This is a genomic window from Spirochaeta lutea, assembly GCF_000758165.1.
Taxonomy (GTDB): domain Bacteria; phylum Spirochaetota; class Spirochaetia; order DSM-27196; family Salinispiraceae; genus Spirochaeta_D; species Spirochaeta_D lutea.
Window position 1 is genome coordinate 50,488 of record NZ_JNUP01000003.1, and the last position, 13,513, is coordinate 64,000.

The 13,513-nt window shown below is 45.3% G+C and carries 12 protein-coding genes; 4 read left to right on the forward strand and 8 right to left on the reverse strand.

Annotated features, from left to right (window positions below; translation table 11 throughout):
• From DC28_RS00730 to DC28_RS00740, 3 genes are read left to right on the forward strand one after another with little or no spacing between them, the layout of a single operon-like run.
• On the forward strand, positions 1 to 669 hold the full coding sequence (locus DC28_RS00730) for a carotenoid biosynthesis protein (RefSeq protein WP_052078286.1): 669 nt from the start codon (positions 1 to 3) through the stop codon (positions 667 to 669).
• A gap of 45 nt (positions 670 to 714) precedes the next feature.
• Positions 715 to 1,419 carry a fatty acid desaturase gene (locus DC28_RS16895; RefSeq protein ID WP_408020223.1) on the forward strand — a complete coding sequence of 235 codons (705 nt, stop codon included), beginning with the start codon at positions 715 to 717 and terminating at the stop codon, positions 1,417 to 1,419.
• Positions 1,419 to 2,513, forward strand: coding sequence for a polyprenyl synthetase family protein (locus tag DC28_RS00740; protein WP_052078287.1), 1,095 nt, complete (start codon positions 1,419 to 1,421; stop codon positions 2,511 to 2,513). Before DC28_RS16895 ends, DC28_RS00740 begins: the two co-directional genes overlap by 1 nt.
• Before the next feature lie 129 nt (positions 2,514 to 2,642).
• Here DC28_RS00740 and DC28_RS15015 read toward each other — a convergent pair whose 3' ends face one another.
• The 8 genes from DC28_RS15015 to DC28_RS00775 form a co-directional block, all read right to left on the reverse strand.
• Complete coding sequence (locus tag DC28_RS15015; protein WP_052078288.1) at positions 2,643 to 3,449, reverse strand: GNAT family N-acetyltransferase; 807 nt, start codon at positions 3,447 to 3,449, stop codon at positions 2,643 to 2,645.
• Positions 3,430 to 4,416, reverse strand: coding sequence for an aldo/keto reductase (locus tag DC28_RS00750; RefSeq protein WP_037544612.1), 987 nt, complete (start codon positions 4,414 to 4,416; stop codon positions 3,430 to 3,432). The genes DC28_RS15015 and DC28_RS00750 overlap by 20 nt, the downstream gene beginning before the upstream one ends.
• A gap of 12 nt (positions 4,417 to 4,428) precedes the next feature.
• Entirely contained in the window at positions 4,429 to 5,334 is a 906-nt protein-coding gene (locus DC28_RS16065) for a GNAT family N-acetyltransferase (protein WP_081941752.1), read from the reverse strand.
• The gene (locus tag DC28_RS00755; RefSeq protein WP_037544614.1) at positions 5,331 to 6,038 is read right to left on the reverse strand and encodes a DUF2161 family putative PD-(D/E)XK-type phosphodiesterase; all 708 of its coding nucleotides are present in this window, start codon (positions 6,036 to 6,038) and stop codon (positions 5,331 to 5,333) included. Before DC28_RS00755 ends, DC28_RS16065 begins: the two co-directional genes overlap by 4 nt.
• Before the next feature lie 97 nt (positions 6,039 to 6,135).
• Complete coding sequence (gene guaA, locus DC28_RS00760; protein WP_037544615.1) at positions 6,136 to 7,686, reverse strand: glutamine-hydrolyzing GMP synthase; 1,551 nt, start codon at positions 7,684 to 7,686, stop codon at positions 6,136 to 6,138.
• Positions 7,671 to 8,900 carry an adenylosuccinate synthase gene (gene purA / locus DC28_RS00765; RefSeq protein ID WP_037544617.1) on the reverse strand — a complete coding sequence of 410 codons (1,230 nt, stop codon included), beginning with the start codon at positions 8,898 to 8,900 and terminating at the stop codon, positions 7,671 to 7,673. Before purA ends, guaA begins: the two co-directional genes overlap by 16 nt.
• 18 nt (positions 8,901 to 8,918) lie before the next feature.
• Positions 8,919 to 10,355, reverse strand: a complete 1,437-nt coding sequence (gene guaB / locus DC28_RS00770; RefSeq protein ID WP_037544619.1) for an IMP dehydrogenase — start codon at positions 10,353 to 10,355, stop codon at positions 8,919 to 8,921.
• 69 nt (positions 10,356 to 10,424) lie between these two features.
• Positions 10,425 to 11,867: a lyase family protein gene (locus DC28_RS00775; RefSeq protein WP_037544621.1), complete on the reverse strand. Its 1,443-nt coding sequence runs from the start codon at positions 11,865 to 11,867 to the stop codon at positions 10,425 to 10,427.
• 81 nt (positions 11,868 to 11,948) lie between these two features.
• Here DC28_RS00775 and DC28_RS00780 point away from each other — a divergent pair, with 81 nt between their 5' ends.
• Entirely contained in the window at positions 11,949 to 13,490 is a 1,542-nt protein-coding gene (locus tag DC28_RS00780; RefSeq protein WP_037544623.1) for a pallilysin-related adhesin, read from the forward strand.
• Positions 13,491 to 13,513 lie beyond the last annotated feature (23 nt).

The window sequence follows — 13,513 nt, forward strand, 5'->3', positions numbered from 1 at the left end:
ATGGAAAAACGATATAATACTGTACCGGCCATGATCTTCATTGGTGTTTTTTATGCCATTGGCGTGATTGGGCATGCAATACCACGATTTTACCCATTCATGCTTTTACTCACACCCTGGGTTTTAGGAGTGTTTGGAGTCCTAGTAACAGCCTTGGCATTTTACTCAGAAAAGAACGCAATTCCCTTTCTCCCTACACTCTTATGGTTAGGCGTTGTCTATATTGCTACCTTTCTCCTAGAGGTGTTGGGCGTAGCAACAGGCTCGGTATTTGGCGAGTATAGCTATGGTGAAACCCTCGGCATACAAGTTTTCCATACTCCCATCGTTATCGGTCTAAACTGGGTTATCATCATTCTCGGTCTAACGATATTTGTAGGGAATTTCGTACGCAACATGTATGTACATGCCCTGGGTACCGGGATTTTAGCAACACTATTCGACTTCATCCTCGAGCCTGTAGCGATAAGTAAGCTTGATTATTGGACATGGGCAGAAAGAAATGTACCAATACAAAATTACATCGCGTGGTTCATTATATCGTATATCTTTGCTTTGGTTTACATTCGGTTTGTTCCTCACCAGCTAAAAGGATGGACACTTCCCGGCTATGTATTAATCCAGCTACTATTCTTCCTTTCACTTCGAATATTTGTATTGGGGGGGTGAAAAATGGGTATTTTCTGGGCTTTCATAATTATAAGTCTTTGGACAATGAATCTCGTCTATTCGTTGTTTCTATTCGATCTGGTTGGTAGCGGCTTTTGGTGGATCATTTTAGTTGTAACACAAACGTACCTATTTACAGGCCTTTTTATTACCGCTCACGATAGTATGCATGGAAGTATCTGCAAGAATAGGAAGCTAAATTCTTTTATTGGTAGACTGTCCCTAGTACTATTCGCTGCCTTTTCCTATTCGAGGGTCTATAAAGAGCACATAGCACATCACCGGTATCCCGGGACGGAAAAGGATCCGGATTTTAGCCCCCAAAACCAGCGATTCTTCCCATGGTTAGGTCGGTTTTTAATACATTACATTACTCCTATACAAATAGGTTTTATGGCGGCGGTTTTCATGGTGATGCAGTATGTCCTCAAAGTTCCAGTTCCGAATCTTCTGTTACTCTGGATACTTCCGGCATTGTTATCAACAGTACAACTGTTTATGTTCGGTACCTACCTACCCCATAGAAGGCCCCATAATCCTGAAATGAAGCCTCATAATGCACGAACTCAGAAAAAAAACCATATCCTCGCAATGCTCAGTTGTTACTTTTTCGGATACCATTTTGAACACCATGTATCTCCACGTACTCCATGGTGGAAATTATATGCTGTAAAACAGGAATATGAAGCCGGTACTCTTGTGGACCATACTGGCTTGTCAAACTCTATGCCAAAGGAAGAAGGGGAATAATGATTTTCAACTACGTAACAGACAAAAAAAAATTAACTTCAGCCTTTTTAGGTACCTGGTTTTCAGAAAAAGCTGATTTGTTAAAGGATCTTTTTCCGGAGTTCATCGGTAGTTTCGATCGTATACTCAGGTTTACCACTAGTGGAAAAATGCTCCGTGGTGGACTAGTATTCTTGCTTGAGGATTTATACCGACACGCTCCCCATATCGCGTCTTCTTCTGAACAAGAAACAGTCAAGGTAGCCGCTGCAATGGAGCTCATACAATCCTTTCTCCTGATTCATGATGATATAATGGATCGTGATCAGGTTAGACGTGGCGAGCCCTCGATGTACATGCAGTATGCTAGTGATATATCACAATTAACCCCGCATATTACCTCAGGTGAAACCCAGCGTATTGGCGAAGCCCTTGGCATTTGCGCCGGGGATGTAACCAATTTTTTTGCTTTTGAGATTTTATCGGAGTTGGCAATTGAACATGACAAGAAACAGAGGATTTTTAGTCATACAACCAGAGAGCTTTCGCGGGTGGGATTCGCACAAATGCAGGATGTACGGTGGAGTGTACTACCGACCTTCCCAAGCCCAGCTCAGATTATAACAATGTATATTAATAAAACAGGCAGGTATACCTTCAGTCTTCCAATGATCGTCGGAGCAATTCTAGGCAACTGTCCGGATAACGATATTGAGGTCATAAGTGAAATTGGCGATATCCTAGGCATCCTTTTTCAAATGAGAGATGATGAGTTAGGACTATACGGGGAGCCGACCATTACCGGTAAATCTTCGGGTTCAGATATTCGGGAAGGGAAGAAAACCGTTTTTATGGGAGAACTCGTTTCTGAACTACTCGAAACCCAGGAGTCCCTTGATCTCCCAGGTTTTGGCAAACATGATGCCTCCGATTCTGAGGTAGCTCATATTTTAAAACTCATGGAAACATATAATGTCCGTGGGAGGGTTAATAGCCAGGTTGCCGGCCTGAAATCCCGGGCTGACCGATTGATTGGGAATTTACATACCGCTAATGATGAAAAGAAAACACTCCTCATCGACTTACTCAACTACGTACATACCCGGGAAAAATAAATTTTTATTCCATGTATAGTGCGCTAAAGATCCTAGTTTACGCCCTATTTCACGGAGTAATCCGGTATTCCGGCCAGGGGTGGAGAGGACGAGGTGAAAAATGTCATCTTTTACGCACAACCTAAAATTTTATGCCTTTTTTCCCTGGATAGAAATTACTGTATAGGAGTACCCTTGGCTAAACCCCAGTTTCCGTGCTAATTGTGCCGAGCGGTAGTTCATGGCATCCCAATGCGCTTGTAAGCCCCTTCCTCGGCACTCCGATAAAAAGAATAGTCCTAAAGCATATCCTATCCCATTCCCCTGCCAATCCGGTAAAACATCAATCTGGATTTCCACCCATCCGGGATACAGGACATAGGTGCCTATACTACCCACTACCTTCCCCTGGTCGTTTATAGCGCATAACCCAAAACCATTTTGTAAAAAACTCTCGGGTCCGCCCAGGGGAATAAGGAGATCGGATAATTCTGGAATATTGATAATGAGGCTTGCATAATCGCTCGTTATTGGAAAAATACGAATTCCCAAATCTCTTAACCGGGAGATTACTTCCATTCTCTGTTTTTCAGAATTTCCAAAACCCGTGAATGCTGTTTGGAAGGAATAACGAATGGTTTCTTCAAAAATAAAGTACTCATTCAACCATGGTAGCAATGGGTGGTAATCGGGTAGGATTTGGGATCCTATCCGAAATCCTGCACACGAATAGTGAAATTCATCGGCCAGGGAACAGATTAGGTTTGAATCAGTTCCCTGGATGAGATTGAAATCTCCAACTTGAATGATTGCGGCTTCTTTTTGTCGTCCAGGATAAACTGCCGCTCTGCCGGCAACTCCGCTAGTAAATGCCTTAATGATCCGGTGTTCAGAATCAAGGGATAGAGTGGGATCGCCAGGCTCTAGTATTTCTATTCTACCATTGTTGGTGTACATAGGGGGCAATATACTCCTTGTAAACCTCCTGGACGACATTCATTTCTGTATCTGAGAGCGGTGGTACATCTGATGCTTCACAATTGGAGGTTATTTGTTCAGGACGACTGGCCCCTGGGATAACAGTACTTACTGCATCAAACATCAATATCCACCTGAGTGCCAAGAGGGGCATGTTATAATTTGAGGTGAGTCGTTGTTGCAGAATCTCCACAGCAGCAATCCCCTGCTCAAGCGGGACTCCAGAGAAAGTTTCACCTCTATCAAAGGCTGCACCAGACCGGTTAAAAAAACGATGGTCATCTTTTGCAAAGGTTGTATTCTTGGTTATGGTCCCAGTAAGTAAACCGCTAGCCAGCGGAACCCGGGCAATAATTCCAATATTCTTCTTCTGTGCTTCTCGAAAAAATAGTTCGGTTGGCCGTTGGCGAAACATGTTTACTATGATTTGGACCGTTGAGACTATAGGGTATTCAATGGCTTTAAGGGCTTCTTCAACCTTTTCCACGCTGACACCAACATGCCCGACCTTTCCCGCCTCTTGCAGTTTTTCTAAGGCAGCAAAATATTCTGGCATGTAGTAGATATCAGTTGGTGGGCAATGAAGTTGGATGAGATCTAACTGTTCGAGTCCTGTATTACGGAGGCTATCCTCAATGAACTGCACTATGCCGTTAACCGAAAATGTTTCCGTCGTGTGGGGTTGAAAACGTCTGCCGCATTTAGTTGCCATGGTGATGTTACTGCCATATTTTCTTTTCAATGCACCCACGGCTGATTCACTTTTTCCACCCTCGTAGACATCCGCCGTATCAAAAAAGGTTATCCCCTGTTCTATTGCGGCTTCCAGAATCTCCTGAGCCTTGGGCTCATTAAAACCGGTTCCCCAACGGCCTCCTACCTGCCATGTTCCTAATCCAATCTCCGAAACTGAAATACCTGTTTTACCAAGCTGTCTGCTTTTCATGCTGGTTCCCCTTTATAAATCTAGATGCATTTCCCATTGACTAATGGGAATCTGAAAATCTAACGCTCGTAGCAGTCTACATTCCCATGAATCACTTAGTATATTCGTCCATGAGAAATGATGTACTGTTGAAGATTCTCCGATACTTCTGACGAAGGTTGATAATTCATACGGTGAAAGTTGTTCTGAAAACCAGCCATGTATCACTCCTCCGGCGTTATCTGTAATTACCGTAGCCCGTGTATTTGAGGTATGGGTATCGACCAGGGAATAGCAAGTGGTTTCGGATTGTATCTCCTCATAGGCAAAATAGCTATTCTGCCAACTCGGATCCCACCCGGATAGTGAATACGGAGGCGGTATAATCCCCATCGGAATGGTCTCGCATCGAACCTCTGATTGCGGTACGATATCACTCTCGATTGGTTTTCCAGTCTCCCCATAGTACGGAGCTATTGCCACCGAGAAATGTCGTTTTTTCTGAAAGCCAAGGGTTGAATAGAGATTGAGAGCCGAGGTATTGGTATCTATAACCTCCAGACTATAGTGTCGACAGCCATTATCGGCTAAAACTCGAATCACCGCCTCAAACATATTTTTTCCTAGTCCCTTTCCTCGAAAACCAGGTCGAATAGCCATACCAGCATTATACACTTCTTTTTTGTCTGGAGAAAAACCATTCAGGATAATACCCACGGGATGGTGTTGATCATACCGGGAACCAGTGGGCAAAATGTAGGAGTGGTCAAGATCTACCCTTCGTCGTCTACAAAAGTTTCGAATTGATTTTTCCGTCATCGATACAGGTAACATATACCCTTCAAAAATCTCATTGAAGTACTGAGCTAGTGTCTGATAATCAACACCATGAAGATTATGTATACTAAGTCTATTATCGCAAAGGGTACTATGCTTCATAGGTCGGGCTCATTCCAATACGGCAAGAGAGAAGAGATGTATGGCCGATAATAACCAGTGACTGCAGCCCTCCCTTCTTCGGAAACGGCGTAGAGCCCACGCGATAGTTTGTCAAACCAGCCGTAGTGATTAGCCCTAAGAATATCACCTGTGGTGACCGGACAGCCGTATGTTCTGAGATTCTGAGGAGTCGATACTCCGTTGTCTTTTACAATCATTGTCCAGGCAATTCGAAGTGTTTTTTGCCTGTACGCCGTCAACACCGGCTCGGTAGACGGTAGTCCTGCACCTGTCAACTCGGTATACCTACTATCAATCTCCCGCAGAATTCGCTGTCTCCGTTTACCGCCATGGGCAGTTTGGGATGGATGTATTTCTGGGACAACTGTGATGTTCCGCGATGTAAACCGTACAACTAACAACCCTATTCCAAGCTCTTTCAATAAGCCCTTGGCGTCAGAGTGGTTTGACAGCCTGCCCTTGGAACCTCGTACGGGAACACATACATATACACTGTCAGCTGTTTTTTTTCGGCGTAGTGCCTGATAGACTAGGGATAGGCAGAAACGAAGTTTGAGCTCTATTGCAATGAGCTCGCCATCCTTGACAGCTGCGATATCCCAGTTAGTAACTTCTCCATGAACAGAGTACCCCTGGCCCTCTAGGTAGGTTTTTACAGGGACGAAAAGTTCTTGTTCTCTCATCGTATCAGTATTGTAGGTTCTTACCGTAAAAGCTGCAACTCCCTGCTCAGTAGACCACCCCAGGGTTCTCCTGGGGTGTGTACCCCTGATCTAAGCTCTATTCCCATTCGATAGTAGCGGGGGGTTTGGATGAAATGTCGTATACAACCCGGCCGATCTGATGAACTTTATTGGTAATAATACTTGATATTTCTAAGATATCCTGCATCTCAAAGGGATACACATCTGCGGTCATACCATCTGCAGAAATGATTGCCCGCAATGCTAATACATAACCGTATTCTCGGGCATCGCCAGCCACACCCACACTACGCACAGGGAGTAGAACGCAGAAGGCCTGCCAAATTTTATCGTATAAATTCCGAAGTCGTAATTCTTGAATGAAAATAGCATCTGCATCTCGGAGGATATCACATTTTTCTTTCGTAACCTCCCCGAGTATCCTGACCCCAAGTCCAGGTCCTGGGAAGGGATGTCTGCCTACAATCTTTTGATCGATCCCTAACGCAAGACCAAGGGCCCGAACCTCATCTTTATAGAGTAAGGAAAGGGGCTCTATGATTTCCCCGCGTTCCCTTTTTTTCTCGACTAGGGGTGAACGTACATTATGGTGGCTCTTAATCACCTGAGCCTTTGTCCCGACTCCCTTCCCTGATTCAATTAAATCCGTGTAGAGAGTTCCTTGGGCTAGAATTGAATTCTCGATTGTTCGTTTGGCGATTTCTTCTTCCTGAACTGAAATGAACATATCTCCAATGATTCTTCTTTTTTCTTCTGGATCAGAGACACCCGCCAATGCTGGAAGGAAAGAATCTTCTGCATTAATTAAGTACAGATTCTTAGCCCCTAACGAGGCCAAGGTAGTTGCTACCCGTTCACTCTCACCTTTTCGCATCAGTCCCGTATCAATGTACATAAGGTGTACCTGCTCGGCCGGTAAAGCTGACAGCAGCAGTCCACCAACTACCGTGGAATCGACTCCACCTGAGATGAGTAACAGTACCGGACGATCCTTAACCTTCTTTCTGATATCCTCGCCTGCTAACTCTACATACCGCTCCATGGACCATTCGGCTTTGGCTTGGCAAATTTCAAAAACAAAGTTCTCCAGGATTTTCATTCCATATTCGCAGTGGCTCACCTCAGGATGAAATTGTATCCCGGTAAAATTATACCGTTCATTCCAGACACAGGCTGGATGATGATTCTCGCTCTCCGCAACGAGTTCGAATCCATCTGCCACGCGGTCCAAACTGTCTCCATGACTCATCCAGGAGACAAAACGATCCGGTATGGTATGGAACAGAGGATGGGGGATTCGAAACGAAATACGGCTCCGCCCAAATTCTCTTGTGTGCTTCCTTTCGACGGTCCCCCCCAGGTCGTGGGTAACCCTCTGTAATCCATAGCAGATACCGAGTTTAGGAACCGGAAGCGACAGTATTTCGGGGTCTAACTGAGGTGCATCCTCAGAATATACGGAATACGGGCTCCCGGAAAAAATGATACCCCGTACGTTTTGGGTATCTATGTCCTGATGGAGCGTGTCGCCTGAAATAATTTCCGTATACACACCAATCTCACGGATTCTGCGGGCAATAAGTTGGGTTGTCTGACTTCCGAAATCAAGTATTAGTACTTTGTCCATGGTTCCCTTCTCACTATGGTCTGAGATCTATCCGATCCGACTGATACAATGGTAATCGGTGTTTCTGTGTAGTCCTCAATAAACGTAATGTAATCCTTCGCAGCCTGGGGCAGATCACCATATCGGGTAATCTTCTCTAGGGGGGTCTTCCATCCCGGAAAGCCCTTTAAAACTGGCTGGGCATTTGCAAGTTTTTCCGAACACGATGGGAACTCCTTGGTCTCCTTACCATCAATCCTGTAAGCGACGCATGCTTGCACGGACTCCATGGCGTCATAGATATCAATATGGGTCAGTACCAATCCGTCAATCCCATTGCTCTGACAGGCATACCGGAGTGCGACTAGATCGAGATAGCCGCATCGCCTTGGCCTGCCGGTAGTTACCCCATACTCATGGCCAAGTTCGCGTACAAGATCTTCGAGGTCACCGTCCCGTTCTTTTTTGAATTCTGTCGGGAAGGGCCCATTCCCTACCCGTGTTGAGTACGCTTTAAAGACGCCCAATATGCCATCTATTTTTCGAGGGCCTATCCCTGCTCCCAGGGCCGCTCCTGCTGCTGCGGAGTACCCGCTTGAGACGTAGGGATATGTGCCAAGGTCAAGATCAAGGAGAACCCCCTGAGCGCCTTCCAGGAGCATTCGTTTGGGTTGTTCGCGATGAATGTACCCGGTAATATCCACCATCATGGGTTCGAGTCTTTCCGCATACGATAATAAATACTCGCGGTCATTGGGATCAATTAAATCCAGCCGCGCCGGATTAAATAAATCAGCTAATCGCATTCCATCTCGCATAGATTTTTGGGCATAGGTTACACCGATCCCCCGACCTGTTGTTCCGATGGGTTGACGTCTATGCTTATCAATTTCTATATCCTGTCGCTTGTAACCCGGAAGTACCAGATGAGCTCTGCTCGAGATTAAAACTCGGCCCTTCCATGAAATCCCTTGTTCCTCTAGGACAGAGAGTTCGCGAAAGAGTGCCTCCGGGTCGATAACCATTCCAGTGCCCAGAATTACCGTTTTATTCTCATAGATAATCCCTGATGGGATCAAGTGTAGTTTATACGTTCTGTCACCATGTACAATGGTGTGTCCGGCATTTGCTCCCCCGGAAAACCGGACTATTAAATCCGCATCGGCAGCAAGAAAATCAACAATTTTCCCCTTACCTTCATCACCCCATTGGGCGCCTATAACAGTGATATTCATAGTGTATCCTTCCAAGCTCTATCGAGAGTAGTTTGGTGGTTCTTGGGTGATGGAGACATCGTGTACATGACTTTCCTTCAAACCAGCAGCTGTTATCTTAATGAATTTTCTATACTCCCGCAATTCAGGTATGGAGCGGCAACCGGTATATCCCATGCCCTTCCGAAGGCCCGTAACAAGTTGATGAAGATACGGTCGTAATTCACCCTTGTAGGCTACTCGGCCTTCAACACCCTCGGGCACTGGATCTTCATGCTCTTTTATTTGGTACCGATCTCCGGATCCTGATTTTATCGCTCCGAGACTCCCCATTCCCCTGTAGGCTTTGAAGATGCGGCCTTCGTAAATAATTTCACGTCCTGGCGCTTCTTTTAGACCTGCAAACAAACCGCCAATCATGACTGCCGATGCTCCTGCACCTATGGCTTTTACAATGTCTCCGGAATATTTGATTCCCCCGTCAGCTATTACCGGAATACCGGCCTTTGCAGCTTCCTCGGCAGCCCATAATACAGCACTGAACTGAGGGACTCCTATTCCAGCTACGATCCGGGTAGTACAGATAGATCCCGGGCCCACGCCGACCTTTATAGCGTCGGCTCCTGCCTCTATAAGCAATCGCGCACCTTCTTTGGTGGCAATATTCCCTCCGATTACCGGTATGGAATAGTTCGATTTTATGAAGCGAATTGTTTCCAGTACTCCCTTACTGCTCCCGTGGGCTGAATCAATAACAACAAAATCAACCTTCGCAGCTGTGAGTAGCTTCATACGGTTTTCAACATCATTCGTACCAACAGCAGCTCCGACAAGCAGTCGGCCTTGAGAATCCACTGCAGCATTGGGATATTTTCTATGTTTTTCCATATCTTTGACGGTGATAAGTCCGGTTAATACACCGTCATCGTTAACAACCGGCAATTTTTCAATTTTGTGGGTATCAAACTTTGCTTGAGCACTCTCAAGGTCTGGAGTTCCGGTTTCGCAGATTGGGCTATGGGTCATTACCTCAGAGACTTGTTGGGTGTAATCCTTACAAAACCTAAGGTCCCGGCTGGTAATAATACCTTTCAATAACCCCTGGCCCTCAATAACCGGGAGTCCGGAAACACCTTCTTTATTCATGATATCCCAAACCTCTGCAACAGTTTGTTGGGGCGTCACTGTTATCGGATTTTGTATGATCCAGTTGAGATAGCGTTTTACCCTGGAAACCTGGTCTGCTTGAATCTCAGGTGGGAGGTTTCTGTGTATTACCCCCACTCCACCTTCTAATGCAAGGGCAATGGCAAGATTTTCTTCCGTTACTGTATCCATAGCCGCAGAAACAACCGGCAAGTTTAAGTGTATGCCGGGGAGAATCTGAGTAGTAAGATTCGTTTCACCGGGGAGTACCTCACTGTAACCTGGTTGAAGTAAGACATCGTCATAACTGAGTGATTCTAAAAGCTCCATACTTTCTCCTTATGTGTAACTACCATTGCTTTATGAAAAATGGCTTGCACACGGCAAGCCCTTCTAGTGTTATCGTGACCGATTCCCGGCCTCGTTGAGACCTTGCATTCTCTTTCGCCACTCTTGGGCCAACTCATGGGCCTTGATGGCAGCCATGCCGCGGTAATTAGCAGGGCTTGAAAAGAAGGTATCAGCGTTTTGTCCGGTAATCTGGGCAAGACGTGCAGTTACCTTCTCCCAAACGGCAGGGTCCTGTTTCATGGCCTCCACGAAAGTGATATGCTCCGTGTTTGCTTTGAGGGTGAGTTTTCTAATAATTTCATGGGCATCAGCTTCGCCCTGTTGACTGAGGAGAATATAGGCCGGTTCGGCGAGTACGCTTGAACCAGCTCGCTCCTCCAGAGTGGTAAGCAATTGCTCCCTATTGACCGATAGTCCGGAAATGATTTTATTCATACGACGGACCGCTGCGGCAAATCCCGCAATATACTCTGCTACGAATCTTCCCGATGCTGAATTTGTCAAATCCCGTTGATGCTCTGAAATCTGATCCATATAAAACGTCATAACCCTGGGGGCAAAGGCTTTCCAGAGACTTTTCACATGCTCACAGTTCCAAGGATTACGTTTTTGCGGCATGGTTGATGAACCTACTTGGGTTGGTGAAAAGTATTCCCGTATTTCATCAATTTCTGATCGCTGGAGATTCCTAAAATCATCCGCGAGATTCGCGATGATCCCAAAGGCTGTGTTGATCTCGAGCAGTAAGCGAAGCAAATACTCAGGTTCCACCATCTGCGTCGAATGATCAGATGGTTTAAGCTCCAGCAAGGCAAGACAGGTTCTTTCTAACTCGTAGGGATCACTGGTTATCATGCTAGTAGCATTATAGGCGCCGACTGCCCCAGCTAATTTCCCTCGGAGGTCTTTTGAAAAATCAAGGATTTTAATAATGGATTTCCCTAACCTACTGACGTATTCTGCTACGGTAAATCCGAAGGTTATTGGAACAGCGTACTGACCGTGAGTCCGTCCAACCTGGGGTGTTTCGGCTTCCTGTTCGCATAACTCACAGAGCTTCACTTCTAGGGCTTGTAGCTCAGGTATAATTACGTTCTGAACGGCATCTCGGATTTTCAACGCATTTGCTGTATCCAGAATATCAACACTAGTTGCGCCCATATGAACAAAATGCCGAATATCTTCGGGGAGCAGCGGCTTAAGAGTATTTACAAGAGCGCGAATGTTATGTTGAGTTTTTTCCTCTTCCTGATATACAATTTCGGGTGAAATCTTTTCTTGGGCGACATCAATCGCCTTGATAAGCTGTTCACTGTCCAATTTATTCAATGCGAGATGTGTTTTTAAGAGCGCAAGCTCAACCTTTGCACAGTAACGAACAGAGGCCTCTTCACTGAGGTAGCAGGACAATGAATCGAACAATTCTTTATTAGATTGATAATACCGATGATCCAGGGGTGAAATGTTAAGAAATATTCCTCGGGTTTCCATGGCCAATAATTGCAAAATCAGAAAGGTTTGTCAAAGGTTGCTGGATAAAAAAACTGAAATAGCGCATAATAGTGCTCGCATATGAAGTTCTATTCTACACTGTTACTAATCTTCAGCTTGTTTGGTTCTGCTCTGAGCTCATGCACATCACCCGTTACCGAAAGTGTTCCGTATCCGCCGCAGAAAACCGGGATTGTTCCGATTGAATCGGATGAATACCGACTATACCAGGCGGTTACAGAGACGGCACTGGACCCCGCTAGTATTACACGCATCAATAATCCCCGAATCGCCCTACCCAACCATATAATAAGCCATCAAACGATCGATTTAAACCTGGATGACGATGAATATGATGAGCAGTTGATTGTATATAAACTCAGAGAAGATCCTGAGGATCGAATCTATTTAATGGTTATCGATTTCGATGCCATCCGTTCATCATTCTATTTGAGTTGGCAGGGTGAGACTTCAGCCACCAACCTGCGTTCTTTTACCGTATACACTGATGACCTTATCGGAAATCAATTGCCCGAGATTGTCGCCTTCGGTCTAAACCAGTCCGGCGAACAAACATTGGATAGTTATGGACTTATTCCCAGCGCACCGGGGTACGGGATTCAATACCGGAACATTCTCAGTATTCAAAGTGATGTGAGTATTGAGGTGTCAGAAACTCAAACCCTCACAGGAACCAAACAGGTAATCGCTAATAGTAGAGACCTTAACTCATCTAACGTATTGGATATGATTCAGTCGAAATACGCCTACGACTTTCAAGAGAGCCGGTACATCCTGGTGGATATGGTACCCATCAGTGGCTCCAACATCGCTGAGGCTCAGCTTGCTGAGTTGTATAACAGCGACGTCACAACCTTTACGAATTATATCCGGGGGCCCTGGTACAAAATAACCGCAAACCAAAATGAGATTAGTCCCTCATTAATCCGAATAATACATTTCGATCCGGAACAACGAAACATCAGCTTTTACCGTGACACGCGCACTATCAGCTTTGATTGGACTGGATCCACTAAGTCTACCTACGGTGGGAGATTACGAGTTGATATTCAAAACGAAGTAATTCCTACCATCAGCTCTGTTGGTTGGGTGACGTTGCGCGATCTTGATACCCTAGAGGTGAGCCTTTCCGGTACTGATAAATGGACGAGTTTACCACAGGAATGGACGGGCAGATATCGACGGTTGAATGAGGCTCAACGAAATGAAATTATCAAAGAAAACTCATATAACACTCGGCTAAATGTACTTAATTTTTCAGGCCTTTATTCTTCGCCCGACGGCGGTGAACTCTTTTTTTCCTATCCCTCGGTGACCCTGCGTAGTGCGGACTCCATACAACGCTCTGGAGGATATGTTGTATATGATTACCGTGGAAACACTATTCTGCAAATCATGATACTGTCGGAAAATCAAACAATTGAATCGTATGAGAGCTATCAGCTCCAATATGAAGAATTAGAGACAGATACAGAGCTAATTCGACGGTTACTCTTACAGCCAATAGATTTGGTAAGCTCTGGAGTAGTGTTGGATGGAGACTTCATCCAGCGGTATGAGCAAAGGTTAGAGAAGAATAATAATTCATCAGACCCAGAATAGAACTAGGCTATCCATGCTTATTC